Below are 25,820 nucleotides of genomic sequence, written 5' to 3'. Positions count from 1 at the left end.
CTTTTTAGTTGTTTTAATTGCATTTTCTGTTAGTTCAGTTTCTGCAGAAGCTGCTGCTGAAGATATTGTAGCAACTGATGATGCAGAAGTTATAGCAGTAGAAGATGTTGAGTTATTGGCTGCAGATCCAATCTCACCAACAACTAACACCTCTGATGCTATTCAAATCGCAGTCGATACAGCTGAAGATGGAGGTACTGTTGATTTAAGTAATTTTGATACTTATGATATATCTGATAAGACCATAACCATTGCTAAAGACAATTTAGTAATAAAAGGTAATGGAAATACAAAAATCTTAGGTTATGGGGATAATAATGGAATTTTCGATGTAACTAGTAAAGGAGTTACAATTCAAGGAATAACTTTCATAGACACCAATCCTAATAATGATTTACGTTATGATGGTTCAGTAAATGGATGGGGTATCCGTTTTGCAGGCTCTGTTGCTGAAGGTGGAATCATAGATAACTGTGTTTTCCAAGATTTCAACCAAGCAGTTGTAGTTTCATCATGTGATTATATAACTGTTAAAAACAGTAAATTCAATGGTGGATATGCAACAAAACTCATAAACGACCCTACTGTTAACAAAGAAAAAGGTTCCAAAATAGTCAGTGTAATGGGATCTCATTTCATCACCGTATTAAACAATACCTTTGACGGTGTAGTATTGGATGCTATTTCAATTGCAGGTGGAAGTGGAGATGCAAAAATCATAAACAACACATTCAAAAATAATGTTTATTCCATATTCTTTGGAGGAGCATCTACTGACGGAACTTTCATTACTGGAAATACCTTCACAGATTGTGGTTCATTTGATGATGGAGTTCACTCTTGGGATTCATACCCAGTAATCAGTATCCAAAAAGCTTCCAGTGGAGTTTTCATTAGCAACAACACCTTCAATGTGATTGACAATAACTGGTTAATTGCTGCTGAACAAGGAAACACCGCTCACGGTTATCCAAGTACTTTAGGTAACATCAACGTAACCAACAATATCGTTAAAAAATCTCGTGATAGCGTTGTTACTTCAGGTGTAACCTTATTGCATATCCTATGCAGATCAGGAATGTTAAACCCATATGAAGAAATTCAAATCTCCGGTAATGACGTTGCTGACGGTGTAAAAACTTTAGTAGTATGGTGTAACGATTGGGGTAGCGAAGATGCAAGCCCAAGTAATATTGTAATTCCTAAAGCTGATTTGGTACAAACCCAAATCGCTATTACCAGTGTTGACGGAACCAAAATTACCGGTGTATTAAAAGACCTTGCAGGCAACCCTATTGACGGTGCTGCTTTATCATACTCTATCAACAATGGTTCTGCTGTAAATATTACAACCGATGAAAATGGTGTCTTCATAATCACCGGTGAATCAGGTAAACTTGTTGCTATTAATTTTGCAGCAACTGACAAATTTGCAGCATCTGCAAATGCAATCACTTTAACTCCAACTGAAGTTACCAAAACTGTTACAAAAACTGTATCTAAAAAAGCTGTTACACTCAAAGCTCCTAAAGCTAAATTTAAAGTTAAAAAGACCAAAAAAGTTAAAATTACTTTAAAATCTGGTGGTAAAGCTGTAGCTGGTAAAAAAGTAACCATTAATGTAAATGGTAAAGCTTTCTCAGCTAAAACCAACAAAAAAGGTGTAGCAACCATTAAAGTTAAATTAACTAAAAAAGGTACTTACAGTTACGTAGCAAGTTTCGCTGGTGACAGTGCATACAACTCAGGACTTAAAGCTGGTAAAATTGTTGTTAAATAAACAACAATTTTCTTTTTTTCTTTTTTTTTAGATATTTCAATTAATTAATTGTTTTTTTTATTAATGTTTTTTGGGGGAGATTCAAATTAAAAAATCAAAATTTCTATTCATATTCATTCTATTTTTTTCCATATTGATTATTAATGCTGTTTATGCTGAGGGCAGCGAAATTGAAGGTAATCTGACTGATGAAAAGTTTGATGCAATACAGGTTCTAATTGATGATGCAGATTCAGGGGATTCGATTTATTTGGAAAACAGGACATATGTAGGGGATGGAAATCCTATTAAAATCAATAAAGATATTAACATTTATGGATCTGACTCATATTCTGTTCTTGATGCAAATAATACCTCTAGGATTTTTGAAATTTCAAAAAACATTAATGTAAATATTTTTGGTTTGACAATAACCAACGGTTATTCGGATTCTACAGGAGGAGCAATTCATAATCAGGGTACATTAAGCATCTTTAATTCTACAATAATTAACAATCATGCAGAGCGTGGAGGAATATACTGTTCGGATAAATCAAATCTGAATATTTATGATACAAGATTTGAAGGCAATACCGCAGATTCTGGTGCTGCAATCGAAAATGACAATGCAAACGGTGTCGTTAATATTATAAATTCCTCATTTATGCATAATGTCTGTGAAGAGGGTGGAGCAATCTATAACATTTGGGGCAAAATGAATGTATACAGTTCCACTTTCATGTACAACTCCGCCGAGAGAGGAGGAGCCATCTACAACAACCGGGGAATTCTTAAAGTTTACAATATTAAAGTCATTTCAAATGTTGGTACAGATTTAGGTGCCGGAATAAAAAGCTGGGGAATCTGTGAAGTTTACGATTCGATTATCATAAATAACACCAACCCCCTAAGGCAGGGAGGAGGTTTTTATGTTTCTGAATTTTCATTGCTTCTTAAAAACTGTCTTGTCTTGAATAATTCTGCAGTCAATGGTGGTGGAGTTTATGTTGAGGCAAAGGCCAAATTGACTCTTAAAAACACATCCATAATAAATAATTCAGCAAATCGTGGTGGAGGAATTGACGTTAATGACGGATCCATCGCACTGATTGACTCTGACATATCAAATAACTCCGCAAAAACCAACGGTGGAGGAATATATTCCGGGTGCCTGTCTCTTCGTAATATTGACGATGGGATAATAGATAACTGTAAAATATATAATAATTCCGCTGTTAAAGGTGGAGGAATCTATGTAAGTGAAGTTACTGTCAATATGATGAACTGCGAAGTGAGCAAAAACCGTGCAAACGAAGGAGGGGCGGCTTATAATGCTGGAAAACTTACTTTGAAAGATTCCATCGTAAATTCAAATAATGCAGGTGACGGTGCAGGAATATACAATAAAAAGAAATTGAATATTGAAGGAGTCACTGCAAATAAAAACATTGCCTCTCAAAATGGGGGGGTAATCTATAATTGTGCAGATTCACTTATCAATCAGTTAAGCTCAAATTTCAACGAGGCATATTTCGGTGGAGTAATCTTTAACACTGCGACAATAAATATTTCCAATTCAGAATTCAGTTCAAACAAAGCATCTCAAGCGGGAGTTATCTATTCATCATCCGATTTGAAAATAAACAATTCAAAATTTAACAATAATCAAATCAATCGTAAAGGAGGAGTAATGTACCTTGCAATGGGAAATGCAACAATTGATAATTCAGTGTTTTCACATAACACAGGTGCAGATGAGGGCGGTGTAATATTTAACGATGGCGCTGAGGTTTATATTGCCCATTCCCAATTCAAATCAAACAATGCTAAAAGTTATGGAGGAGCTATTGACAATTCCGGAAAAATAACCATCATAAATTCATTATTTGATAATAATGGAGCTTATGGTGCAGGTGTTATTGACAATGGTGGAATCCTAACAATACTTCATTCAAACTTCACAAACAATAAAGCAACAGTAAACGGCGGAGCCATAGACAACAATAATGTTTTGAATGTTATAGGATCTGTCTTTGAAAATAATGTTGCAGGTGGTGAAGGAGGAGCAATCATTGCAAGAAAGGACATTAATATAACTCACAGTTCATTATTCAACAATCAGGCAACTTCAGGCAGTGCAATATATGTAAACAACAATAACAGTAATCTGTCTGAAAATTGGTGGGGAAGCAACAATCCTGATTTTGGAAATCTAATCAGATTCACTACTTCCGATGATTTCACATGGATTATAATGTCCTTTAAAAGTGCTGAACCGTTGATGCAGTATGAAAATGGAAGGATTATAATAGGTTTCAACGAATTAAAGAACAAAAACAATATGATTTCACAAATTGATAATCCTGAACAATTGCCTGTCTTTAAAGTGAGTCTATCCACAGGAGATACTTTATTTGTTGAAAATGGATATGGAGTGAAATCGTTATATGTTCCTAAGATTTCATCACTTGAATCTAAAGTAGATGACCAGTCTCTTGTGTTGGCCGTCGACCATAATCCATCAAAAATAACCAATAATAAGAATGTTGCTGTGGATTATAGTGGAAAAGTAACATTTAAAGTTCGTGTGATAGGTTCTGATGGCAAGGTTGTAGGCAAAAATGAAGTTGTAGTCATGAAACTGGCCGGAAAAACATATAGTGTTAAAACTGATAAAAATGGATATGCATCCAAAACATTCACTTTGCTTCCGGGAAAATATTCCATTACATCATCGTATAAGGGATTTTCTGTAAAAAACACTATTGTCATTAAAAATGTCCTAAAGGTTAAAAGTGTCACCAAGAAAATGGCTAAAAAAATCAAATATTCTGCAAGTCTTAAAACCAGTAAAGGAAAAGCCATTTCAGGTAAAAAGATTACTTTTAAAATTAAAGGCAAAACTTACAAGGCAAAAACAAATAAAAAGGGAATTGCAACTGTTAGCTTAAAGAATCTGAAAGTGGGGAAATATAAGATTTCAGTTAGCTACTTGAAGCTGACTAAAAGAGCAATTTTAAAAGTTAAAAAATAACAATTTAACTTTTTTCTTTATGAATTTGTCTTCAAATCAATTTTTTTATTTTTTTAATTTTAGCTTTAATTGAAGAATAAACCGAAATATATTAAATATATCGATAGTTATATTACTATATATTGAACATTAAAATTTTAAAATCATGAGGAGGAAAAATGAAATTTCATAAAACTTTATTGTTATTGTCTTTTTTAGTCATTGCAATGTTATGTATATCGTCGGTTGCGGCTAGTGAAGACAATATTGATGGAAACTTAACTACAGATTCATTTGATTCTAATTTACAATCAGATAATAATTTAGATTGCTTAAAAGCAGTCAATGAAAATAATTCGATATTATCTTCACCTCAAACAATTATTGTTGAAGAAATTGAAGATGGCCACAATGAAATGAGCCAACCAACAATCCAGAAGGCAATTGACAGCGCCAATGCAGGAGATACAATCATTGTTGAAGGTAAAAGTTATGTGCACTGTCATTTTATAATCAATAAAAAATTAACGATTAAAAGTAATGTTGGGACCACTATGGAGGTGTGTTCAAGCAACACCCAAGGTTCTGGATATAAAGGGATATTTTACATATCTCCTAGTGCCAGTGGAACAGTTATTGAAGGTTTTACCATAAATAATAACGTTTACAATGAAAATGATTATGGAATACTGGTTAAGGCTAATGATGTTGAAATCAGAAATTGTAACATTAATCATATTGGATATTCGGATGCTGTAAGAATAGAAAATGCAAAAAACTGTCTTGTTGAAAATGTTTCAGCGTCAAATGCAAATAATGCAATCAACATTAAAAATTCACAGAATGTTAATGTAAGGTCATCTGCTCTTAAAAGTTCTAAAAATGGAGTATATATTGTTGATTCATCTTCAACAATAATCTCAAGCAATAATATTTCTAATAATAATGTTGCAGGAGTCTCATTTTCAGGAAATGGCAAGTATCTGACAGTAAGTCACAACAACATCACTGAAAATACAAATGGGATTAGATTGACCTCTTCAGACAATATTTATATTTTAAGCAATTATATCTCATTTAATTCAAACAATGGAGTTTACGTCGATTATAATATTACAAAAATAGAGATAAAAGGCAATTTCTTTAATCAGAATAAGTTGTGGGAAGTCTTCAATGATTTCCATGTTAAAAATATCAATGACGTATCAATTAAGGATGCAAATAATTTGGAAATAATTAATAACAATTATATGATCAATTACGATGGATATGGTACAGGAGATAGGGACAGGCCGATTTGGACTCAGGTATATGAATATAAACCTAGCGTTGGGGACTATAATTATGATGCTGCCAAGGATGTTTATGTTTATGTAGGTGAGGGAAATGGTGATTATTATGGCCATCAGGGAATAATGTATCTGGGCTATGTTTTTGAGATAAATGAATTTGTGAGCTGTCCTAACATTTATTATTCCCCTAAAAATGTATGGTCCAAATCAGGAAATTATGAACTTCAATTAAGTGAAATCACACAAGTCAAAAAAGGAATCTATTCCATTTCCATTGTTGATGCAAATGGTAACGTTGCAACAGACATTAGTTCAGTTCCGGTAACATTTTATTTAAATAAGATTGGCAAATCCGCATCCCCTCAAGAAGGTGATGTCTACAAAACAGTAATGATGAAAAATGGTACTGCAACAGTCAGATTTTATATGGATGAATTCAATACAACCGGAAATGTCATTACCGCAGTATTTCCTACCCCTGGCACTAACATTGACAATAAGGTATCTAAAACATTAGCTATTGAAGATGATAATATTCCTGGAATTCCATCCAACACTTCAATCAGCGTTTCCAATTTAAACACTTATCCGAATTCAAATCAGGTAATTGTTGCCCTTTTGGTTGATCAGAATAAAAAGCCTATTGTAGGAGAAATGCTGACATTCAAAATCAATTCAAAAACTTTTAATGTTCGCACTGACGGCAACGGAAAAGCTCAAATACGCATATCCGAATCAAAAGAAGGAAGCTATACACTTAGCGTCAGTTTTGCAGGCGATGGAGGAATAGATTATTATGGATCTAACAATCAAGCCAAGGTCGTTGTTAAAAAACAGACTACAAAAATCATTTCTTCAAATTTGAACATGATTCCAAAAATGGCTGAATATTACTCAATCACTTTAAAGGATGCTTCTGGAAATGCATTAGCTAATCAAAAGGTAACATTTAAGGTCAATGGCAAAAAATACACAAAAACAACCAACTCCAATGGTATCGCTAAAGTTAAACTCAAGTTTAATAAAAATAAGAAGACTTATAAGATTTCCATTTCATACAAAGGAAGCAATAAGTACAAGGCGATTTCAAAGTCAAATAAGATCATCGTTAAATATTCATCCAAAAAGGTTAAATTGACAACTCCTGCACTTACTATTCCTCCAAAAACTGCCAAATATTACACTGTCAGTTTGAAAGATGTCAATGGTAAATCAATATCCAAACAGAAAGTGATTGTTAAGATTAATGGTAAAAAATATGCTAAAAAGACCAATTCCAAAGGTCAAATCAAAATTAAAGTCAAATTCTCTAAATTAAAAACTTATAATGTCAAAGCAACATATAAAGGAAGTAAAATTTATAAAAAGGCTTCATCAAGCGGTAAGATTAAGGTTGCCAAAACAGCTACTAAAATCACCGTTCCTGCTGTTTCAATGATTCCGAAAGAGTCAAAAGCCTATACAGTAACTTTAAAGGCAAACGGCAAGGCTTTATCTAAACAGAAATTAACTATCAAGATTAATGGTAAAACATACACAAAAACAACTGATGGCAAAGGCCAGGCTAGTGTAAGTGTTAATTTTGCAGATGAAAATGTTTATACTGTTAATGTAAATTATAAAGGAAGTGGAATTTATCAGGCATCAAAAGCTACTGGTAAAATAACCGTTTCAAAAATAGGCACTCTGATTGTTAGTTATGACAAGACATTCTCTAAGGATGCTCAAAAAGAGTATCAAATTACCTTAAAAGATAAATCCAACAATCGATTGGCAGATCAGAGCGTTTCATTTGATATTAATGGTCAAAGCTATGCTAAAACTACAGATTCAAATGGTGTTGCAAAGTTAACCATTAATGACTTGGATGAGGGAACTTTTGATATTATTGTAAAATTTGCAGGCAATGACAAGTACAAATCATTTTCCAAAACAAATAAAATAACAATTTCAGATAAGCTGAATACAGTATTTGTGGATGAAAATTTGCCGAACTCTGAAATCCAAAGTATTTTGGATAATTCTGCAATCGGATCAAATATTGAGTTTTTAGGGAAAGGATATTCTGATATTTCATTAACTATTAGTAAATGCTTAAACATTTATTCTTCAAATTCAACAAGTTTAAATGCGAAATCCAATATTCCTGTATTTATTATATCATCTGGTAATGTCAATGTTTCAGGTTTTTCAATTAATGGAAACTCTAGTGTGGCCATTGTCATTGATGGTGCAGATAATGTAAATATTGAGAATAATCTCATTTCAAATAAGTTGGATGAGGATAAACTTGCTGAGTATAATGCTGGAAATATTAACCTGCCTGGATATGGTATATCCATTGCGAATGCAAGCAATATAAATTTATCTAAAAATGATATAAAATCATTTGAAAGTGCAATATTTGCTCAAGAATCTTCATACCTTGTCATTGATAATAATACATTAAGAGAGAATAATTATGGTGTAACATATGGTTGGGGTGTTGCAAATACTCAAATCACTAACAATAATATATTTAATCAAATCGGATTATACATTATGACAGTTCCGGAAGGCCCAACAGGATACGGAATACTCTTAAATAATTCTGCGGTTAATGTAACCATCAATCACAACCACATTTATGCAAATCACCTAGGCATTTCTTTGGATGCAAATTTTTCAACAGGCATTGTAATTACTCAAAATACCATTACTGACAATGTTCTTGAAGGAATCAGATTCAATGCGGGATATGATCTTGCCGAAAATGCTATTTTGCCTCATGTAACATATAATGCAATATATAGAAATGCAAGGGGTCCTAGTATGATGATTTTAGGTGAGATGAGTGCAAATCCATTCGGTATATATGGTGGGGGTTTATTAGACCCTAGCCAAAAGCTGCAGTTGGAAGCAAATTGGTACGGAACAAATAATCTTGTCACTTGGGACAATGATACTGGAGTTGTAGGTTATGGAACCATGTGTCCTAGAATAAATACAACAAACATTGAATTCAACATGACTTTTAACAGTCCTGGAAATTACAGTATCAAGTTTTATAAAAATGGAGAGTTTGATTCAAATCTCCCTGAATTTGATATGTTTGCAACCTTGAATCGTGGAACCGATAAACAGGAGGAAGTTGCATTCAATGTAGTGGATGGTGTGGGAACATTTACATTCGATTCTTCAAATTTCAATTCCACTAACAATGTCATTGAAATATCTATAGGGTCTTTGATTGATTCAACATCAAGGGTATTTAAGGTAACTTACCTCTATAAAGTTCCAGAAGGTGAAATTCCAGCTTAACAAATATGTTTTTAACATATTTGTTCTTTTTTTATTTTTTCATATAGGTAACTCAATTTCGTAAAGCTATTTTTAAAAATAAGTATATTTAAATTAATTATAATGTAAATTAAATTAACATTGATTAATAAAAATATTTAAATAATTAACCAACCATTTAATTTAATCAATTTGAAATCCGCACTCGCTACAGGCTTGGGTCTGGAATTTCACAACACCGCCGCATTCCGGACACAACCACCTTTCACGGTCCTGTGCCATCCTCTTTCCGATGCCGGTAGTCTTGATTCTTTTGGCGCTGTCTAAAGTATTCAGGTCATGCCTTTTAACATACTTTTTAGAGTGCTTTTTCATCTGTGGGCATGGAAACTCGCTGCAACGTCCGCAGTAGCTGAAGTTCTTCTTGTCAAAGCATGTTTTGATTTTACACTTTAAACTAGCCTTGCTTTTACCGTCATCACTAATCAAACATCCTCCACAGGGTTTCTTGAATTTTTCACAGCTTATGCAGTTGATCCCGCATGGGGCAAGCAGTCTTGAATCGAGTTCACTGGGCATTTTCATAATAACTAGTTTAGTTGAGGAAACTAATAAAGTTATTTAATGATATCAACTATAAAAATATTTTCAACGATTAAAATTATTATTTTTTCTAAATAATCAATATTAATCATTTTACAATATTAATATTAAATATATATTCTTCAATTTATTTTTCATATCGTATGAATTATTTTTTCATTGCAATAAATTCAATTAGAAAACTTATTTAATAACTTAGTGAATATATATTCTTATCGAAAACTGTTTTTGGGGTTTATATAATGGAAAAGAAAATTAAAGTGATACTCTTATTATTAGTTGTTTTGGTTGTGGCGGGATTTGCCACACACATGTTTTTAACACCTTCGACCGTAGAGACAGTAGGGTCCAAAAACGTCACTGACATGATTGGAAGGGATGTTGAAATCCCCGCTTCAGTCAGCAATGTCGTTGCGACAAGCCCTCCAATGACCACAGTGCTTTATATGATTGCACCGGACAAGCTGAAGGCGGTCAACTTCCAATGGACAGATGACGAGATGAAATACGTTCCGTCACAGTACCAGAATTTCCCAGTAGTTGGAGGATGGTACGGTACACAGGATGGAAGCTATGAGGAATTCATCGCCTCAGAACCTGACATTGTCATCGAATCAATTGACGAGGGCGGTGACGGTGATGCATCAACAGTCAAGGAACGTCAGGAAAAATTCGGAACAATACCTGTGATTGCGGTTAAGGACACCACCAATGTGGAGACAATAGGCGAGTCCATCACATTCATGGGAGAGGTTGTCGGAGCCCAGGACAAGGCAAAGGAACTCAACGACTTCAACGACCAGTACTTGAAAATAGTTAAGGACAAGTCATCCAAGCTCTCAGACTCAGACAAGAAGACTGTCTACTATGCGCAGGGTGATGACGGGCTTCAAACCAACCCTTCACACTCAACACACGGTCAGCTGATTGACCTTGTCGGAGGGGTTAATGTAGCGGACTCTCTGAACCAGGGAAACACTACCAGCGGAATTCAGGTGTCAATCGAACAGGTAATCACATGGAACCCGGACGTAATCATAACCAACGATCCGGAATTCTATGCAAGCGTCTATGATAATCCTAACTGGGCAAAGCTTGACGCAGTCAAAAACAAGGAGGTCTACCTTTCACCTCAATCCCCATTCAAATGGTTCGACAGGCCAGTGGGGGCAAACATGATTATAGGTGTTCCATGGACTGCAAAAGTGATTTATCCGGATGACTACAAGGATATCAACATGGTTGATGCGACAAAAGAGTTCTACTCAAGCTTCTATCACTTCGACTTGAGTGATGATGAGGCAAAACAGATTCTGCTCGATTCAGGATTGAAGGAGTCAAACCTATAGGGATTCAAATGGATAGGGAAACAAAAGAGATTATAAGTATCATACTTTTAATCTTTTTTCCAATAGTTTTATTTTTCGCCTCATTTCTCGTAGGGAGGTATCCGATAAGCCCAATCGATGTTGTAAACACATTGCTCTCACCGATATTTCCACAGATGGAGGTTTCACCCACAATAACCACAATAGTCTTTGAGATAAGGCTTCCAAGAATCATTGGAGCAATCGTGGTTGGAGCGTGCCTTGCCATTTCCGGTGCGGCATTCCAGTCAATATTCAAGAACCCATTGGTATCTTCTGATTTGCTTGGTGTGTCAAACGGTGCAGGATTCGGTGCGGCTTTGGGAATCCTTTTAAGCGGAGCCAACATCATAACCCAGATTTTTGCATTCGTATTCGGTCTGATATCAGTGGCTGCAACATACCTGATATCAAAATCATACAAGGCCGGTGGAATCCTTGTGCTTGTGCTTTCAGGGGTTGCAATATCAGCATTCTTCAATTCACTCATATCAGCAATCAAGTTCATAGCCGATCCTGACGACAAGCTTCCTGAAATCGTTTACTGGCTCATGGGATCATTGGCTTCAATCAATGCCGACAAGCTATTGATGATTGCAATACCGGTCTTTATAGGTCTTGTGGTTCTTTTGGCATTGAGGTGGCAGATGAATCTTCTTGCAATGGGTGATGAGGAGGCGCAATCCCTTGGATTGAACCCGTCAAGAATCAGATTGCTGATTATTGCAGGATGCACTCTTTTGACATCTGCTGCGGTTTCAATAAGTGGTATTGTCGGATGGATTGGACTGATTATTCCTCATATGTCCCGTATGATTGTGGGGCCTGACAACAGGGTACTGCTTCCAGCTTCACTGAGCCTGGGGGCAAGCTTTCTACTTTTAATTGACAACATTTCACGAGCGGTGATAGCAATTGAGATACCGATTGGAATACTTACGGCGATAATAGGTGTGCCTATTTTCCTATACTTACTTAAGAGGGGTTATTCAGAATGGTCATAGAAGACAAGCTATTTGAAGTAAAAAACATTTCATTTGACTATGACGGCGAGGAGATATTCTCCAATATCAGCTTTTCCATTGAAAAGGGTGACGTATTGTGCATTCTTGGGCCAAACGGAACCGGAAAGACAACACTGATTAAATGCCTCAACGGCCTGCATGAGATAAACTCCGGCGAGATACTGATTAACGGTGAAAACATCAAAAAACTCTCGTTCAAGCAAATCTCAAAACATATCGGCTACATTCCACAGGCGCATGTTCCATCATTCCCGTTTAAGGTATTTGATGTTGTGCTGATGGGAAGGGCACCATACCTGAACCTTACCGATTCCCCAAAAGAGGAGGACAAAAGGATTGCCCTTGACGCCCTTAAGACTTTAGGCATTGAGGATTTGAAGGATAAGGAATACACCAACCTGAGCGGAGGGGAAAGGCAGATGGTATTCCTCGCAAGGGTGCTGTGCCAAAAGCCGGACATACTAATACTGGATGAGCCGACATCACATCTGGATTTCGGAAATCAGATAAAGTTATTGGAGATAATCGACAATCTGGCAAAAAGTGGGCTGTCCATTATAATGTCATCGCACTTTCCGGATCATGCTTTCTTAAGCTCAACAAAGGTGGCGATTATGAAAGACAAGAAATTCATCGATTTCGGAACTCCTGATGATGTGGTTACAGAGGATAATTTAAGAAAGGCATATTCCATTGACGTTAGGCTGATGGAACTGGATGATGAGAGAAAGGTTTGTGTACCAATGAAGACAAACTTAACATTAGACTTATAAAAAGGTGATAATTATGAATGAAAAGGATTATGATGAACAATTGGCAAAGGCTGCTGAGTTTCACGGACACATCTGTGGAGGAATAGCCATTGGAACAAAACTTGCAATGTACGGTTTGGAGCTTTTGGGAATGGAGCTTAACCAACGTCACAAGAACCTTATCGTGTTTTTGGAAATCGACAGGTGCATGTCCGATGCGGTGCAGTCAGTCACCGGATGCTCAATGGGTAAAAGAACCCTGAAACAGATGTATTATGGTAAGTTTGCAGCAACATTCATGAACCAGGACACAGGTGAGGCATTAAGGATTACCGATGCCGATGCCAACAAGAAGTTCAAGGATGAGGAAACAAAAGAGGAGATGATTGCAAGATTCAGAAGAACTCCTCCCGAAGAGCTTTTCAAGGTGGATAAGGTCAAAATTGACTTGGGTCCTGGGGACATGCCGGGCAAGCCTTACACAACAGCGTTCTGTTCAGTTTGCGGCGAGAAGGTCTCCGACGGAAGGCACAAGCTCATCGGAGGAAAGCCGGTTTGCAAGTCATGTGCCGAAGGGTCATATTACGAGTTAATTGAAGAATAATTTACATTGTATTTTATTTTTCTTTTTATTTTCTTTTTTTTTATATTTAATTCAAAATTTTTCATTTATTTTTCCATTTCTAAATTCTTAAGATTTATTCAACTGTTTAACTTGATATTTAATCCTTATTTTATTTTTAATTAATTCATTACGATATGTTTATATATTCATTTTGACAATATTAAATTAGATAACGAGTATAAAAAGGTTAAATGATGGATTTGATTGGGGGGTACCTGTTAATAATTCTGGTGTTGTTTGCGGCTAATGTCGCACTGATGCTTGGAAATTATAAGCTGGATAATGTGAAGGTAATAGTGATATCATTGGCATGCGCAGTGGTCACTTTTGCATTGATGAGCGTTTCAGCTTACCTGAATGGCCCATTGTCATTTCTATTGTACAATTTCAGCTACCTGTTTTTAGTCATTACAATAGTGATTTTGGCATCTGTCATATACTATATCAAGAGGAATGATTTCAGATTACCGTTTTATGCAATCATATTGGCATTTGCAGTTTCAACAGTGCTTTTTTCCTCCCAGACAAGTCTTGACATCTTAACAATGGTTTTATATTCATTATTTGTTTTCATAATATTATTTGTTGTTTATCAACTCACAAAATTGCTGCATCATGCAAAAAGACAATATCCTGTAATAATCGGGGAATACATGAGCCTGTTTTCAATATTGATGTTCATCTTCGCATTGACATACAATTCCACAATGGCTCTGGACTACACAATGTTTTCTCCCTTCTTAATCCTGACTCCAACCTATCAGCTGATTTACGTTGTTATAGGAATCGTTGTTGTCTTGGTTGTTGGTGTCCTTATAAATGATACAAGAGGGGGAAATAAATGATTATTCAAGGAACTGAAACATTGACCTCACTGATTCACATCATCTCCGAAAGCCTTCTGACACCGGTTGTCATACTGCTTGTAATATCAATCGTCATAGTTATCCTTGCATTCGGAGGACTTATCAATGAGTTCATTTCAAGAAAGGCCATATCCTCTGCAAACCTGGAGGACCTGGTGAGACGCGTTTCATTCTCAACTAATGTAGGTCAAATGAAAGAGGAAATCTCCAATAGCGATTTGTTCGACTATCAAAAGGAAATATTGACAAGAATTGCTGACAATCATGACATCGGTCCTGAAGCAAGAAAGGCACTTGCAAGCGAACTCATCTCAGCACATGAGACAAGACTGATTAAAAAGACCAACAAGACTGACATTCTTGTTCGTGTAGGTCCTATTCTAGGTCTTTTGGGAACACTGATACCATTGGGTCCGGGTCTTGCAGCACTTGGGACTGGAGACATTGCAACCCTTGCACAATCCTTGACAATTGCATTCGACACTACAGTTACAGGATTGACTGTTGGAGCTGTTGCATTTCTGATTTCCAAATATAAAAAGCAATGGTACGAGTCAGAACTGATTGATGTTGAAACCGTTGCAGAAGCGGAACTTGAAACCATCAACAAATGGTGAGATCATGCTAAGGAAAAGAAGAAGAATTTCAGAATCTGTTGACGATGACCCAATGGGAGGATTGAACAACCTTTCGGATGCAATGCTAGTGCTGGCCTTGGGTTTTCTGATTTTTGCAATCATGGCGCTTTCAGCAAATCCGGACATAATCACCCAATCCCAATCCACTCAGGATGTCTCAACAGCAGACACTTTCACCCAGAACTACACTGACGCAGGTGGACTGGAGGACAGCGGATACAGTGAAGTCGGAAAGGTCTATGAGGACCCGACCACGGGCGAGCTTGTCATGGTATCGGGTTGAACCAGGAGTTAACACTCCTTTTTTTACTATTTTTTCACTACAATATTGTTTTAACCTTGTAAAATTGCTTTTTTTTTGAAACTGCTTGTTTTATATCCTTTTGAAGTTAATATAATATCATGAATTTGAATAATTTTTTAGATTTCATGATAATTAATATTTCATTACTTGTTTATTGTGGTTGGAATTAAAAAAGATTATGTTTTCATTATATAATACTTATTTTTTCAGTATTAACCATTTAGATATGATTTAATTAAATCAGTGTGAGCATCATTTCACGTTATGTAATTTTCTCTTTTAGGCTACCCAGATAAATGCATGAAATAAATATTCAAGAAATAATAAGATTTTTCATGAGTTTATCGGATATGTTTAAATGTTTAAAAAAATAAATACTTGTATAAGCAAGTATTGGGTTGTGTAATTATTAACAAAAAAACGGTAACATTCATTATTTTTGTTGTAACTGCCATGATTACAGTCACTTCACAGTCTATGGTGAATACAAGTTTGGAATATATCATGAGAGATTTTTCAGTTAATGCAAGCCATGCACAATTGGTCTACACCACATTTCTCTTGGTTATGGGTGTTATAATGCCATCAAGTGCATACATCATCAACAGGTTCAAACTGAAACGAATTCTTGCAGTATCGTTAACCTCTTTCATAATTGGTTCGGTAATTGTATATTTTTCAACAAGTTTCTGGACATTGATACTTGGAAGAATTCTTGAAGCGGCATGCACAGGCATTTTGCTTCCCACAACACAAACCCTTGTATTTAAGCTAATGCCAAAGGAAAAATGGAATTTTATAATGGGAATTTATGGCATCATCATTGGAGTCATGCCCGCTTTCGGCCCAACCATTGGTGGATACATTTCCGAAACAACTACCTGGAGAAACATTTTCCTGATTCTAATTATCTGTGCAGTAATCATGCTGATTTTGGAGCATATCCTTATTTCCCATGAACTTGAAACCAAGGATTATTCCCTGGATTTCATCTCATTGATTCTATCGGTTTTCGCATCCTTCGGAATAATGTTTGGATTTACAAATATCACACATAACAACATTTTCTCCATATATGTGATTCTGCCTATAATAATTGGAATAATATCTCTGATACTCTTTGTCAGAAGACAAAATGAGATTGAAAACTCTCTTTTGAATCTTAATGTTCTTAAAAACATATCTTTTGACAGTGGGGTCGTATACATTTGTCTTTTGTACTTTTCAATGTGTTCAATAAATATCCTAATGCCATTATACAATCAGAATATTGCCTATTATTCAGCAACGATTTCAGGCATAATCCTGCTTCCTGCAACATTGGTGTATCTGGTATTCAATTTCATAGGAAATATGATAATGGGCAGTATTGGAATTAAAAAACTGCTTATAATCTCAAGTATAATATCCACCGTAGGATTCTTGTCAATGACCACATATACCCTAAATTCAAGCATTGAATATTTGATTGTCACTCAGTCATTCAGATCTGTCGGTGCAGGATTGGGATTGATGCCTGCAACAACCTGGGCAATGAGCATTGTTTATGAAAATGTTGAGGATGCATCTGCAATCATAAATTCATCAAGACAAATCGTAGCAGCAATCGGATCATCCATATCTGCAGTAATATTAACCTTATTTATCAATGGAGACATAACACATAATATACAGTCACTGAATGGTTTTTCAAACACATCCGTAGTTTTGGCAGCCATTATGATAATTTCATTAGCAATTGTGATCTTTAAAATCAACGATAAAAATCAGAGTGAGGCATGAATATGGAACTGAATGACCTTTTACCTTTAGTTTATAAAATCAGATTGATAAGCAAAAGAAACACCCAATATATTGATAATAGATTAAAGAATTATGGCATGTATCATGGGGATTTTCAATATTTATACATTATTTATAAAAATAAGGGAATAACACAAAGGGAACTGTCAAAAAAACTTAATCTGCATGAATCCTCAGTAACAAGAGGAATAAAAAGACTTGAAAGAAAAGAATTCATAAAAACTGAAAAAAGCAATGAGGATAAACGCAGAAATATTCTTTCAATAACTTCTAAAGGCTGTGAAATGCTTAAGATAAATTTTAAGGAGCAAAAAAGTTTTGAGGAAAATATCGAAAAAATATTCACGCCGGATGAGCTAAAAGTTTTTGAAGAAAACCTGGAAAGAATTATCAAAATGTCTTGACTTTAGAAAATTGCCGGATGTTGTTTTTTTGTCTTGATTATTTGAATTATTAATGGCAACGGTTATTAATACGGAGTTTTGTTTCAAATTGAATATATCAATGTACAAGTGGAAAATAATTTTAAAATCTTTTCAATAGGGAGTTTCCAACAGTATTATGTAATCTATTGTCTAGACAATATTGAAGTTGGCGTTAATTAAATAGTTATATATAACTTAAAAATGAAATTATTAATTAATTATAATTTTGGAGAGAGTTACATGAAAACTTATGTGATAGTTGTATAACTTTTGTTCTCTCTACACTACTTTTTTTTTAGAAATCATGATAATAAATATGTTCATCTATAATGGGAGAAACTGGAGATGGTGGAAATACAAATCCTGAACATGTACTATAATCACTGACACAACCTGAACCAATTAATGATACAAAGGTAACTACTTGAGTATTATTGGAAAAGTTGCAGGGTAAGATGCTGAAATTATTATAAACAATTGATGACAAGCAATTATTGTTACGCCAACTCCAACATGAAACTGGTTAAAAGAAACCAAAAATTGCATAATCCCGATTCACCACTATTGATTGGTGAGGTTAAGGATAGTGATGTTGTAAAAGAGGTTAATGAACCAAGCTTCATTGATGCACAACAAAAATTATTCTAACCTCTATTTATATCGATGCATAGTTTTCATATTAACTTTTGAAATCGAACTACTTGGCATATCTATTGCAGTTCAATCAGATTCGTATTTTTCCAGATATCCTATTTCTGAATATGCAAATCTTGTGGATTTATATTTGTAGGATATGATAAACGGTAAACGTATCATGAATATGATTAGAAATGCTACAAATGCCAATCCCCATAAGTCTGCCATAACAAAGGTTTTTGAATATATTAACCAGTATATGCCGTAAATTGCGGTTTCAAGCAATAAACACCATGCTGTTACTAGTCCTGGCGAATATAATGTTTTTTTGCCTTTGGATTTGTATTGTCTGTATGTTAGTGTGCTGAATACTGTATGGGCAATTGTTTCGCCGATACCGAAAAATATTACAAATATCACTCCTTTGTTTCCGAGCATTGGTGTGAGGAATGTTAATGCGATGAATAGTATTTCCGCTCCAAAGTTAGTAATCATGTCGGTTAGCTTGTTTTCAGGATATGCAAGAGGATTGTCTGATTTTTGAACTATCTTGTTCATCATGAAATGAAATCCGTTTGGCCAGGCAAGCTCTTCAAATACATGCAAAGGTAGAAATATTGCAAGCAATGCCATTAATTTTTGCGGCACATCCCATACGCCCCAATTAATTATCAAAACATTAAGCATCACGATTCCTAAAAAATATGTTGTATGCAGCCATGGTTCTCCGCACCATTTGTCCAATAATGATTCTGCCATAATTATCACATTATAATTTGTTGTTTTTTTATAATTTCAAAGAATTAATGACCAGTAATTTAATTATTTCATTGAATTTGTCAATATCTGATTCATTGATATCATTATAGATTTCTTTTAACCACTCATCGGTAATATGTAACATGTTTTCACTTATTTCAAAACCCTGTTCACTTAAAGAGAGTAATCTTCGTGTTTTATTGTTGGGATCTTTAGTTCGTATTACAAATCCCTTGTTTTCAAGATTTTTTAGGGTTCTGGCAACGACGGGTTCGGATACGCTGAACGTTTCTGATAAATCCCGTTGTGTGATATTTTCATTGTCCACATAAATTCTTAGAATATAATGTATTTCAGCAGGAGTCACATTAGTTCTTTTGAGTTTTTTTTCAAAAAAGCTTGTATGGCCTTTTAAAATTAAATTCAGTGCAGGATATAATGGAATTATATCTATCTTTTCAACCTTATTTAACGTGTCCATAGTATCATCCAACAATAAAACTTATCATGATAAGTTTATAGGTTATGTTATTTAAATATATTGTAAAATAATATGGGCAGGACTGTGGTAGGGGATTTTGCTACTTTTAAATCATTTTTTGTTCGTATAGTATAGAACAAATTTCACTAAATGTAGTAGATAATTTAAAGTGTGTTATGCCAACAGTAACATGAAATTGGTCAGAAAGAATCAGAAGTTGCACAATCCAGATTCATCATTACTTCTTGGTGAAGTTAAAGAGAGTGATGCCGTAAAAAATATTAATGAACCATCATATATCGATACACAAACTAGATTATTCTAAGATTTTATTCATGAAAAAAATTAAGTATTTATTACATTGATTAATGTGTTTAATGCCTATTTATTAAAGCAAATTAAAAAATTGGTAAATTTTAATAATAATTTAATTATTAATTTCAAATAGTGTTTTATATTCATTTAATAATTCTTCTTTTTGTTTTTCATTTAGATTTCCGCTGTTTACTTCATTAAGACCATATTCTAGCATATTATATAAAATCCTGTTTAATCTGAATCCTTTTTGTGTTAGTGAATATTCAGTTTTGATGTCATTTTCAAAAACTTGTTTTGTAATTAAATCATTGTCTTCCATGAATTTGAGTGTGTCTGTCAGTACTCTGTTGCTTAGTGTTTTTTCTTCTAGAAATTCGCTGAATTGCTTTTTTCCTAAGAATATGTCTCTGATGATAAATATCACCCATTTTTTGGATATCAATTTCAATGTATCGTCTATGGGGCAATTGTCATCGTAATCTTTAATTTTTTTCATCTTTTTGACCTATTGTGAGTTTTTCCTTACAAAATCTATTTAAAAAGCATTGTATATAACATTTGTTATCTGGTGATTGTATGAATGACAGACATGTAATTGAAGCATTAGGAAAAGCTGAAGTAGTAATAGAAAACGGGAAAATAACCTACATTGGAGAACCGGTAGTAGATTACTGTTCCATATTTGACAATGGTCAGCATAATGGTGATTTGACAAAAGAATTCATCAAATCCAACATTAACAAAAGAATAGATGAATTTGGAATGTGCACTCCACAAAGGTCAATTGATGTTGAAGACACAATGAGCTTTGGAACCAGCGAAACATTAAAAACCAACATGATCAATGGCAATGTTGATTGTGTGGTTGGAGCATCTGAGGGAGTAGGGACATTGCTGATTGATGACGCTGAGCTTGTTCAGGGAGTTGGAGGAAGAGTTTCCGCATTGATAAGCACCACTCCAATTGATGAGGTAATGGATAAAGTTGGAAGAGAAAATGTTTTAAATCCTGAAACTGCAGAGTTAAATCCATTAAAAGGTCTTGAAATGGCAATTGAAAGAGGATATAAAAACATTGCAATAACAATTATTCCAACAGAAATGGTTAAGGATTTAAGGCAACATCCAAAACCTGAAGATGTCAACATATATATTTTCGTAGCACATACAACCAACGTTTCCAAAAAAGAGGCGGAGATGTTATTTGATTATGCTGATGTGATTTCAGGATGCTCTTCCATAAACATACGGGAAACTGCTGAAGAAAGAAAACCATATTATGCTGGAAAAAAAGTTCCATTGTATGCAGTGACCGAAAATGGAAAAAGATTGCTCAATGAAAGGTTGGAATATATTGGATATGAGTTATGTGAAAAAAAGTATCCTCAGGATTTCACTCAAAGTCCTAAGCCATTAATCTAATTTCATTTATCAATTTGAAGTACTTCATTTAGATGTAGTTAATACTGTTACTTCAAATAAATGAAGTATTATTTAAAAATGAAGGATAAACTTTAACTTCAGATTAAATGATAAATTTGCTTGTCAATTGATGGAACTGGGTTGATTTACTTATGAAACAAAATTCATTAAAATAGTAGTAGATAATTCACCTACTTTTCAAGCATTATTCATTCGTAATGAATGAAATAAAAAATCCAAAAAGCAGTAGATAATTTCTATACTGTTACGCCAACGCAATATGAAGCTAGTTAAAAAGAACCAAAAGTTGCATAATCCAGATTCACCTTTGCTTATTGGGGAAGTTAATGATGGCGATGTTGTAAAAGAGGTTAATGAACCCAGCTTTATTGATGATCAGACTAGATTATTCTAATAATTGTTTTTTAAATCCTTCTTTTGGTTTTATCTAGATGTCTGAATTTGTGGCATTTTTGCCACTATAACTATTAAAATATTAATGAACAAATATTTTTTCATGGCTCTTGAAGAAAAATTGTATGGCAATCAATTTGAAAGAAACATTGTGGGCAGTGCAATTAAATCCATAAGCAATAAATGGACATTTTACATTTTAAAGGATTTGTTTTTGGGAAAAAAGCGTTTTTCACAATTTCAGGAAAACCGTCCAAATCTGGACAATAAATCTCTTGCAAGATGCCTTAAATCAATGGAAAACAACAATCTAATTGAAAAAAAGATTAATAATCATGAAACGGAATATTTCTTAACTTCAAAAGGAATGAAACTAAATAAGGTATTGTATGAATTAATCATTTTTGCTTTGGATACCCATGAGGGAGATTTTTACACGAATGAAGAAATCATCTTCATAAAAGAAAAGTATATTCATATTCTTAATTTATAATTTTGAGGCGATACAATGTCTTTTATTAAAAAATCCGGTTTAATAATTATATTGGGTTTAATTGCCTGTACTGCGGTTAGCGGGGATGACAGTATGGATGATTTAGTTAAAGTCAAAATCAATGATGAGGTATTTGATGTTAAATTGGAAAACAATTCCGCCACACAGGAACTGGTTAAAGAACTGAAAAAAGGAAATGTCACAGTTAATGCATCGGAGTATGGTGGTTTTGAAAAAGTAGGTGAATTGGGTTTTTCACTTCCAACAAATGATGAAAATATTGGTACAAATCCGGGAGATATTGTATTGTATCAGGGGGACAAAATATCCTTGTTTTACGGTTCCCATTCATGGAGCTATACAAAACTGGGTAAAATAGATAATGTTGACTCCAATAAGCTAAAGGAAGTTCTGGGTTCTGGTAATGTTATATTGGAGTTCAGTTTAAACTAATTTAATTAATATGGTGATATTATGGATATTGAGATAACAAAAGAATGGGATAAGGTTTTTCCCAAAAGCGATAATGTAGACCATGAAAAGGTAACATTCAGAAATAGGTATGGAATCACTTTGGTTGCAGATTTATACAAACCAAAAGATTCTAAGGAAAAATTGCCTGCTATTGCATGCGCAGGACCATTCGGTGCTGTAAAAGAGCAGGTTTCAGGTCTCTATGCGCAAACATTGGCTGAAAGGGGATTTTTGACAATAGCTTTTGATCCATCATTTACCGGTGAAAGCTCAGGTGAGCCTCGTGATATGGCATCTCCAGACATCAACACTGAAGATTTCCAGGCTGCAGTTGACTATCTTGTCACATCAGATGATGTTGACAGTGACAGGGTCGGAATTTGTGGAATCTGCGGATGGGGAGGAATGGCATTAAATGCTGCGTCCCTTGATACCCGTATTAAAGCAACAGTCACCTCAACAATGTATAATATGACTCGCATTACTGCAAAGGGGTATTATGATGCTGATGATAATGCCAATGCAAGATATGAAATGAAAGTTGTCCTAAACAATCAGAGAACCGAAGACTTTAAAAATGGAGAATATGCAAAAGCCGGTGGGGTCATAAAAGAAGTGACTGATGACCTGCCACAATTTGTAAAGGATTATCATGACTTTTACATTGAACCGTTGGGATACCATCCAAGATCTCCGGGTTCAAATGATGGATGGAATGTAATAGGATGCATGTCATTCATATCTCAGCCGATTATAGCTTATTCTGATGAAATCAGAACACCAATTTTAATGATTCATGGGGAAAATGCACATTCCAGATATTTCTCAGAGGATGAATTTGCAAAATTGACTGGGGACAATAAGGAGCTAATGATTATTCCTGATGCGGTTCACACGGATTTGTACTATAAAACTGATGTAATTCCATTTGAAAAGATTGCAGAATTTTTCAATGAAAACTTGTAAGTTACTTTAAAAAGTAACTATTATTTTCTTTTTTTGTTTCAAGAAAAATTTCACTATTATTAATAGGATAATTTCGTTACTATTATGCAAACATGCAATTAATTTTAATTTTTTAACAAGAATTAGGTGTATTGTATAAAACAAGTTTAACTAAAAGTAGTGTATAATTTAAAGTGTGTTATGCCAACAGCAACATGAAGATGGTCAAAGGAACCAAAAGTTGCATAATCCGGATTCACCATTGCTGATTGGTGGGTTAAAAGAGACTGATGTTGTAAAGGAAGTCAATGAACCGAGCTATATTGAAACTTATGAAAAAGTCGTACCACTTACATGTACTTTTCAATCAACTTTGTTATAAAATTTATTGGATGTTGTTATTTAATGTTTTGGAAAAATGTTCACGAGAGTTATAGTCACCGACACTGAAAATTATAAAAATTTCTCCTCCCAATTTTTCCAATAACTTGACTTATCAACTACTTTTTTAAACTCTGTTAAAAATAAATATTTTAGCTGCGGCATGCTTGAAATGTATCTTCTAGAAATTATTGCTTTTATTGTTCTCCATACTTGTTCTATTGGATTATATTTTGGAGAATATAGTGGTAAATGTATTAAATCCATATTTAGAACATTGCATAATTCTGTGAAAAATATTGCATGATGTACACTATAATTGTCTAAAATAACTGCTATTGGTTTTTCCATGATTAATTCATGTTGTAATTCCTTATCTGAGAAAAATGCCAATAACATTCCTTTTTGAAGATTTTCAAGCACTGAATGGCTTTTTGTATTAAATTAAGTGGATTTCTTTCAAGTCTTTGACATAGTTTTTTAATTGTTTGGCTTCTTTCAGATAAACTTTTTAATGTTAATACTAATTTATTATAGTTATCTTCCTCATTAATGGTGTCTAATATGTTTTCTAGAAATAATTCTTCATTATTGATTATTTTTTTTAATTTAGTTTCTAATTCTGGGTTTTCTATATTTTTGATGACGATGGTGATCATAAATTTCATCATTTCAAAGGTTTTAGTGTTATCTAAGAATGATACAAACGAATTTCCATTAATTGATTGAACTCGAAGGGAATTGATTGAAATTCTATCTGTTGGTTGTCCTTTAATGTTTTTTGTACCTTTTTTATGATATGTTCTTTGACTATTGTCCTGATTTTGACAATAGGTTTGATCCAAAAACACGACAGTGAAATTTTCTAAATCTAAATGTTGGGTGTTTTTTTTAACTGTTCTTCAGCATCAGCAGGCATTTTAGTATAGATTTTATATGGTTTTGTGTAAGAATAGTCTAATTTCTTCATTAACCTTTCTACACTTCTAATACTATATTCAACGCTAAATTCTTTTTCAATTTTTTCTTTAACTTCTCTTGCAGTTTTCAATTCTTCTTTTTGTATTATCTCATCTAATAAAATAAGCTGTTCATTCGTTAGTTTAGATTGACCTTTAGAACCTTTTTTTCTTTTTAATCCTTCTATTCCACCATCATTCCATTGTTTTATCCAATTATATGCTGTGCCTTGACTAATGTCATGTTTTTTTATGATTTCTGATATGGGTTCGTCATGTAAAACATCTAAAATCACATATAATTTATTTAAGACTCTTGTATCGTTTTCTAATTTTTTTATTTCAGTTTGAACTTCTGAAATGATTCCATTGTATTTTTTAATAAGTTTTTGTTCTGCCATAATACTATTTATTGTGTTTCATAGTATTTATAATTTTCAGTGTCGGGGACTATATAAAGGCCATGCCCTGGCAATTGACGGTGAGTTCAGCAAAAACACAGTAAGATCCATCAAGCAATTCCAAAAGGACAAGGGCCTTAAGGTGACTGGTAAGGTTGACGAAAAAACAGCTAAAAAACTTGGAATAATATAAATAAGGATTTTAATTCCTTATTTCTCTTTTTATTTTTTCAGATACGTTTTCCCTATTTTCATTATCATCCTAAATAATGAATGAGTTAATGTTTTAATCAAGTGTAATTTTTCTATTTTTAATCTAATTCACTTTAACGAGTACGACCCACAATTTTCATAATTTTTATATATTTTTTATTACTATTTTTTCA

Annotated in this window: 25 protein-coding genes; 18 read left to right on the top strand and 7 right to left on the bottom strand. The window is 33.9% G+C overall.

What is annotated here, in order from left to right; translation table 11 throughout:
• From Q0W26_RS06010 to Q0W26_RS06000, 3 genes are all read left to right on the top strand, one after another.
• Positions 1 to 1,780: right-handed parallel beta-helix repeat-containing protein (locus tag Q0W26_RS06010; RefSeq protein WP_298523378.1), on the top strand; the 1,780-nt coding region annotated here is incomplete at its 5' end.
• A gap of 133 nt (positions 1,781 to 1,913) precedes the next feature.
• Positions 1,914 to 4,793, top strand: coding sequence for a right-handed parallel beta-helix repeat-containing protein (locus Q0W26_RS06005; RefSeq protein WP_298523377.1), 2,880 nt, complete (start codon positions 1,914 to 1,916; stop codon positions 4,791 to 4,793).
• Positions 4,794 to 4,951: 158 nt separating this feature from the next.
• Positions 4,952 to 9,364 carry a right-handed parallel beta-helix repeat-containing protein gene (locus Q0W26_RS06000; RefSeq protein WP_298523376.1) on the top strand — a complete coding sequence of 1,471 codons (4,413 nt, stop codon included), beginning with the start codon at positions 4,952 to 4,954 and terminating at the stop codon, positions 9,362 to 9,364.
• Positions 9,365 to 9,526: 162 nt separating this feature from the next.
• Here the strand turns inward: Q0W26_RS06000 and Q0W26_RS05995 are convergent, their stop codons facing one another.
• A complete protein-coding gene (locus tag Q0W26_RS05995; RefSeq protein WP_298523375.1) occupies positions 9,527 to 9,928 on the bottom strand; it encodes a DUF3795 domain-containing protein in 402 nt (133 codons plus the stop codon).
• Positions 9,929 to 10,188: 260 nt separating this feature from the next.
• Between Q0W26_RS05995 and Q0W26_RS05990 the strand changes: the two genes are divergently transcribed.
• The 10 genes from Q0W26_RS05990 to Q0W26_RS05945 all read left to right on the top strand — a co-directional run bounded on the left by Q0W26_RS05990 (position 10,189) and on the right by Q0W26_RS05945 (position 18,399).
• Entirely contained in the window at positions 10,189 to 11,295 is a 1,107-nt protein-coding gene (locus tag Q0W26_RS05990; protein ID WP_298523374.1) for an ABC transporter substrate-binding protein, read from the top strand.
• A gap of 8 nt (positions 11,296 to 11,303) precedes the next feature.
• The gene (locus Q0W26_RS05985) at positions 11,304 to 12,317 is read left to right on the top strand and encodes an iron ABC transporter permease (RefSeq protein WP_298523373.1); all 1,014 of its coding nucleotides are present in this window, start codon (positions 11,304 to 11,306) and stop codon (positions 12,315 to 12,317) included.
• Positions 12,308 to 13,111, top strand: coding sequence for an ABC transporter ATP-binding protein (locus Q0W26_RS05980; RefSeq protein ID WP_298523372.1), 804 nt, complete (start codon positions 12,308 to 12,310; stop codon positions 13,109 to 13,111). Before Q0W26_RS05985 ends, Q0W26_RS05980 begins: the two co-directional genes overlap by 10 nt.
• A 10-nt stretch (positions 13,112 to 13,121) precedes the next feature.
• Positions 13,122 to 13,694: an FmdE family protein gene (locus Q0W26_RS05975; protein ID WP_298523379.1), complete on the top strand. Its 573-nt coding sequence runs from the start codon at positions 13,122 to 13,124 to the stop codon at positions 13,692 to 13,694.
• Positions 13,695 to 13,906: 212 nt separating this feature from the next.
• On the top strand, positions 13,907 to 14,560 hold the full coding sequence (locus Q0W26_RS05970) for a peptide ABC transporter permease (RefSeq protein WP_298523371.1): 654 nt from the start codon (positions 13,907 to 13,909) through the stop codon (positions 14,558 to 14,560).
• A complete protein-coding gene (locus tag Q0W26_RS05965) occupies positions 14,557 to 15,198 on the top strand; it encodes a MotA/TolQ/ExbB proton channel family protein (RefSeq protein WP_298523370.1) in 642 nt (213 codons plus the stop codon). Before Q0W26_RS05970 ends, Q0W26_RS05965 begins: the two co-directional genes overlap by 4 nt.
• Positions 15,199 to 15,202: 4 nt before the next feature.
• On the top strand, positions 15,203 to 15,502 hold the full coding sequence (locus tag Q0W26_RS05960) for a DUF2149 domain-containing protein (RefSeq protein WP_298523369.1): 300 nt from the start codon (positions 15,203 to 15,205) through the stop codon (positions 15,500 to 15,502).
• A gap of 399 nt (positions 15,503 to 15,901) precedes the next feature.
• Complete coding sequence (locus tag Q0W26_RS05955; protein WP_298523368.1) at positions 15,902 to 17,305, top strand: MFS transporter; 1,404 nt, start codon at positions 15,902 to 15,904, stop codon at positions 17,303 to 17,305.
• 2 nt (positions 17,306 to 17,307) lie between these two features.
• Entirely contained in the window at positions 17,308 to 17,730 is a 423-nt protein-coding gene (locus Q0W26_RS05950) for a MarR family winged helix-turn-helix transcriptional regulator (RefSeq protein ID WP_298501940.1), read from the top strand.
• Between the two features lie 501 nt (positions 17,731 to 18,231).
• Positions 18,232 to 18,399 carry a hypothetical protein gene (locus Q0W26_RS05945; RefSeq protein WP_298523367.1) on the top strand — a complete coding sequence of 56 codons (168 nt, stop codon included), beginning with the start codon at positions 18,232 to 18,234 and terminating at the stop codon, positions 18,397 to 18,399.
• Between the two features lie 72 nt (positions 18,400 to 18,471).
• Here Q0W26_RS05945 and Q0W26_RS05940 read toward each other — a convergent pair whose 3' ends face one another.
• The 3 genes from Q0W26_RS05940 to Q0W26_RS05930 form a co-directional block, all read right to left on the bottom strand.
• Entirely contained in the window at positions 18,472 to 19,146 is a 675-nt protein-coding gene (locus Q0W26_RS05940; protein WP_292809434.1) for an HXXEE domain-containing protein, read from the bottom strand.
• Positions 19,147 to 19,174: 28 nt separating this feature from the next.
• Complete coding sequence (locus Q0W26_RS05935; RefSeq protein WP_298523366.1) at positions 19,175 to 19,627, bottom strand: MarR family winged helix-turn-helix transcriptional regulator; 453 nt, start codon at positions 19,625 to 19,627, stop codon at positions 19,175 to 19,177.
• Positions 19,628 to 20,054: 427 nt separating this feature from the next.
• Entirely contained in the window at positions 20,055 to 20,441 is a 387-nt protein-coding gene (locus Q0W26_RS05930) for a helix-turn-helix domain-containing protein (RefSeq protein WP_298523365.1), read from the bottom strand.
• Positions 20,442 to 20,521: 80 nt separating this feature from the next.
• Here Q0W26_RS05930 and Q0W26_RS05925 point away from each other — a divergent pair, with 80 nt between their 5' ends.
• From Q0W26_RS05925 to Q0W26_RS05910, 4 genes are all read left to right on the top strand, one after another.
• A complete protein-coding gene (locus Q0W26_RS05925) occupies positions 20,522 to 21,367 on the top strand; it encodes a methanogenesis marker 8 protein (protein ID WP_298523364.1) in 846 nt (281 codons plus the stop codon).
• 499 nt (positions 21,368 to 21,866) lie between these two features.
• Complete coding sequence (locus tag Q0W26_RS05920) at positions 21,867 to 22,274, top strand: helix-turn-helix domain-containing protein (protein WP_298523363.1); 408 nt, start codon at positions 21,867 to 21,869, stop codon at positions 22,272 to 22,274.
• 15 nt (positions 22,275 to 22,289) lie between these two features.
• Entirely contained in the window at positions 22,290 to 22,727 is a 438-nt protein-coding gene (locus Q0W26_RS05915) for a cyclophilin-like fold protein (protein WP_296880876.1), read from the top strand.
• 21 nt (positions 22,728 to 22,748) lie between these two features.
• Positions 22,749 to 23,714, top strand: a complete 966-nt coding sequence (locus Q0W26_RS05910) for an alpha/beta hydrolase (protein ID WP_298523362.1) — start codon at positions 22,749 to 22,751, stop codon at positions 23,712 to 23,714.
• 432 nt (positions 23,715 to 24,146) lie between these two features.
• Here the strand turns inward: Q0W26_RS05910 and Q0W26_RS05905 are convergent, their stop codons facing one another.
• The 3 genes from Q0W26_RS05905 to Q0W26_RS05895 are packed head-to-tail and all read right to left on the bottom strand — an operon-like array spanning position 24,147 to position 25,434.
• A complete protein-coding gene (locus Q0W26_RS05905) occupies positions 24,147 to 24,425 on the bottom strand; it encodes a transposase (RefSeq protein ID WP_298523361.1) in 279 nt (92 codons plus the stop codon).
• Positions 24,426 to 24,427: 2 nt separating this feature from the next.
• Positions 24,428 to 24,919: a hypothetical protein gene (locus Q0W26_RS05900; RefSeq protein WP_298523360.1), complete on the bottom strand. Its 492-nt coding sequence runs from the start codon at positions 24,917 to 24,919 to the stop codon at positions 24,428 to 24,430.
• Positions 24,920 to 24,945: 26 nt separating this feature from the next.
• Positions 24,946 to 25,434: a helix-turn-helix domain-containing protein gene (locus tag Q0W26_RS05895; RefSeq protein ID WP_298523359.1), complete on the bottom strand. Its 489-nt coding sequence runs from the start codon at positions 25,432 to 25,434 to the stop codon at positions 24,946 to 24,948.
• A gap of 13 nt (positions 25,435 to 25,447) precedes the next feature.
• Between Q0W26_RS05895 and Q0W26_RS05890 the strand changes: the two genes are divergently transcribed.
• Positions 25,448 to 25,627, top strand: coding sequence for a peptidoglycan-binding protein (locus Q0W26_RS05890; RefSeq protein ID WP_298523358.1), 180 nt, complete (start codon positions 25,448 to 25,450; stop codon positions 25,625 to 25,627).
• Positions 25,628 to 25,820 lie beyond the last annotated feature (193 nt).

Source organism: uncultured Methanobrevibacter sp. (assembly GCF_947169325.1).
In the GTDB taxonomy this organism is placed as follows: Archaea; Methanobacteriota; Methanobacteria; order Methanobacteriales; family Methanobacteriaceae; genus Methanocatella.
Note: the sequence above shows the minus strand (reverse complement) of the source record. Positions and strands in the feature narration are given on the sequence as shown.

Bases quoted from the DNA above. Each gene is read 5' to 3' on its own strand.
- Q0W26_RS05970 (WP_298523371.1), top strand. From the start codon at position 13,907: ATGATGGATTTGATTGGGGGGTACCTGTTAATAATTCTGGTGTTGTTT.
- Q0W26_RS05925 (WP_298523364.1), top strand. From the start codon at position 20,522: ATGAATGACAGACATGTAATTGAAGCATTAGGAAAAGCTGAAGTAGTA.
- Q0W26_RS05930 (WP_298523365.1), bottom strand. From the start codon at position 20,441: ATGAAAAAAATTAAAGATTACGATGACAATTGCCCCATAGACGATACA.
- Q0W26_RS05940 (WP_292809434.1), bottom strand. From the start codon at position 19,146: ATGGCAGAATCATTATTGGACAAATGGTGCGGAGAACCATGGCTGCAT.
- Q0W26_RS05910 (WP_298523362.1), top strand. From the start codon at position 22,749: ATGGATATTGAGATAACAAAAGAATGGGATAAGGTTTTTCCCAAAAGC.
- Q0W26_RS05990 (WP_298523374.1), top strand. From the start codon at position 10,189: ATGGAAAAGAAAATTAAAGTGATACTCTTATTATTAGTTGTTTTGGTT.
- Q0W26_RS05980 (WP_298523372.1), top strand. From the start codon at position 12,308: ATGGTCATAGAAGACAAGCTATTTGAAGTAAAAAACATTTCATTTGAC.
- Q0W26_RS05995 (WP_298523375.1), bottom strand. From the start codon at position 9,928: ATGAAAATGCCCAGTGAACTCGATTCAAGACTGCTTGCCCCATGCGGG.
- Q0W26_RS05895 (WP_298523359.1), bottom strand. From the start codon at position 25,434: ATGGCAGAACAAAAACTTATTAAAAAATACAATGGAATCATTTCAGAA.
- Q0W26_RS05960 (WP_298523369.1), top strand. From the start codon at position 15,203: ATGCTAAGGAAAAGAAGAAGAATTTCAGAATCTGTTGACGATGACCCA.
- Q0W26_RS06000 (WP_298523376.1), top strand. From the start codon at position 4,952: ATGAAATTTCATAAAACTTTATTGTTATTGTCTTTTTTAGTCATTGCA.
- Q0W26_RS05965 (WP_298523370.1), top strand. From the start codon at position 14,557: ATGATTATTCAAGGAACTGAAACATTGACCTCACTGATTCACATCATC.
- Q0W26_RS05920 (WP_298523363.1), top strand. From the start codon at position 21,867: ATGAACAAATATTTTTTCATGGCTCTTGAAGAAAAATTGTATGGCAAT.
- Q0W26_RS05945 (WP_298523367.1), top strand. From the start codon at position 18,232: ATGACAAGCAATTATTGTTACGCCAACTCCAACATGAAACTGGTTAAA.
- Q0W26_RS05935 (WP_298523366.1), bottom strand. From the start codon at position 19,627: ATGGACACGTTAAATAAGGTTGAAAAGATAGATATAATTCCATTATAT.
- Q0W26_RS05905 (WP_298523361.1), bottom strand. From the start codon at position 24,425: ATGGAAAAACCAATAGCAGTTATTTTAGACAATTATAGTGTACATCAT.
- Q0W26_RS05915 (WP_296880876.1), top strand. From the start codon at position 22,290: ATGTCTTTTATTAAAAAATCCGGTTTAATAATTATATTGGGTTTAATT.
- Q0W26_RS05985 (WP_298523373.1), top strand. From the start codon at position 11,304: ATGGATAGGGAAACAAAAGAGATTATAAGTATCATACTTTTAATCTTT.
- Q0W26_RS05950 (WP_298501940.1), top strand. From the start codon at position 17,308: ATGGAACTGAATGACCTTTTACCTTTAGTTTATAAAATCAGATTGATA.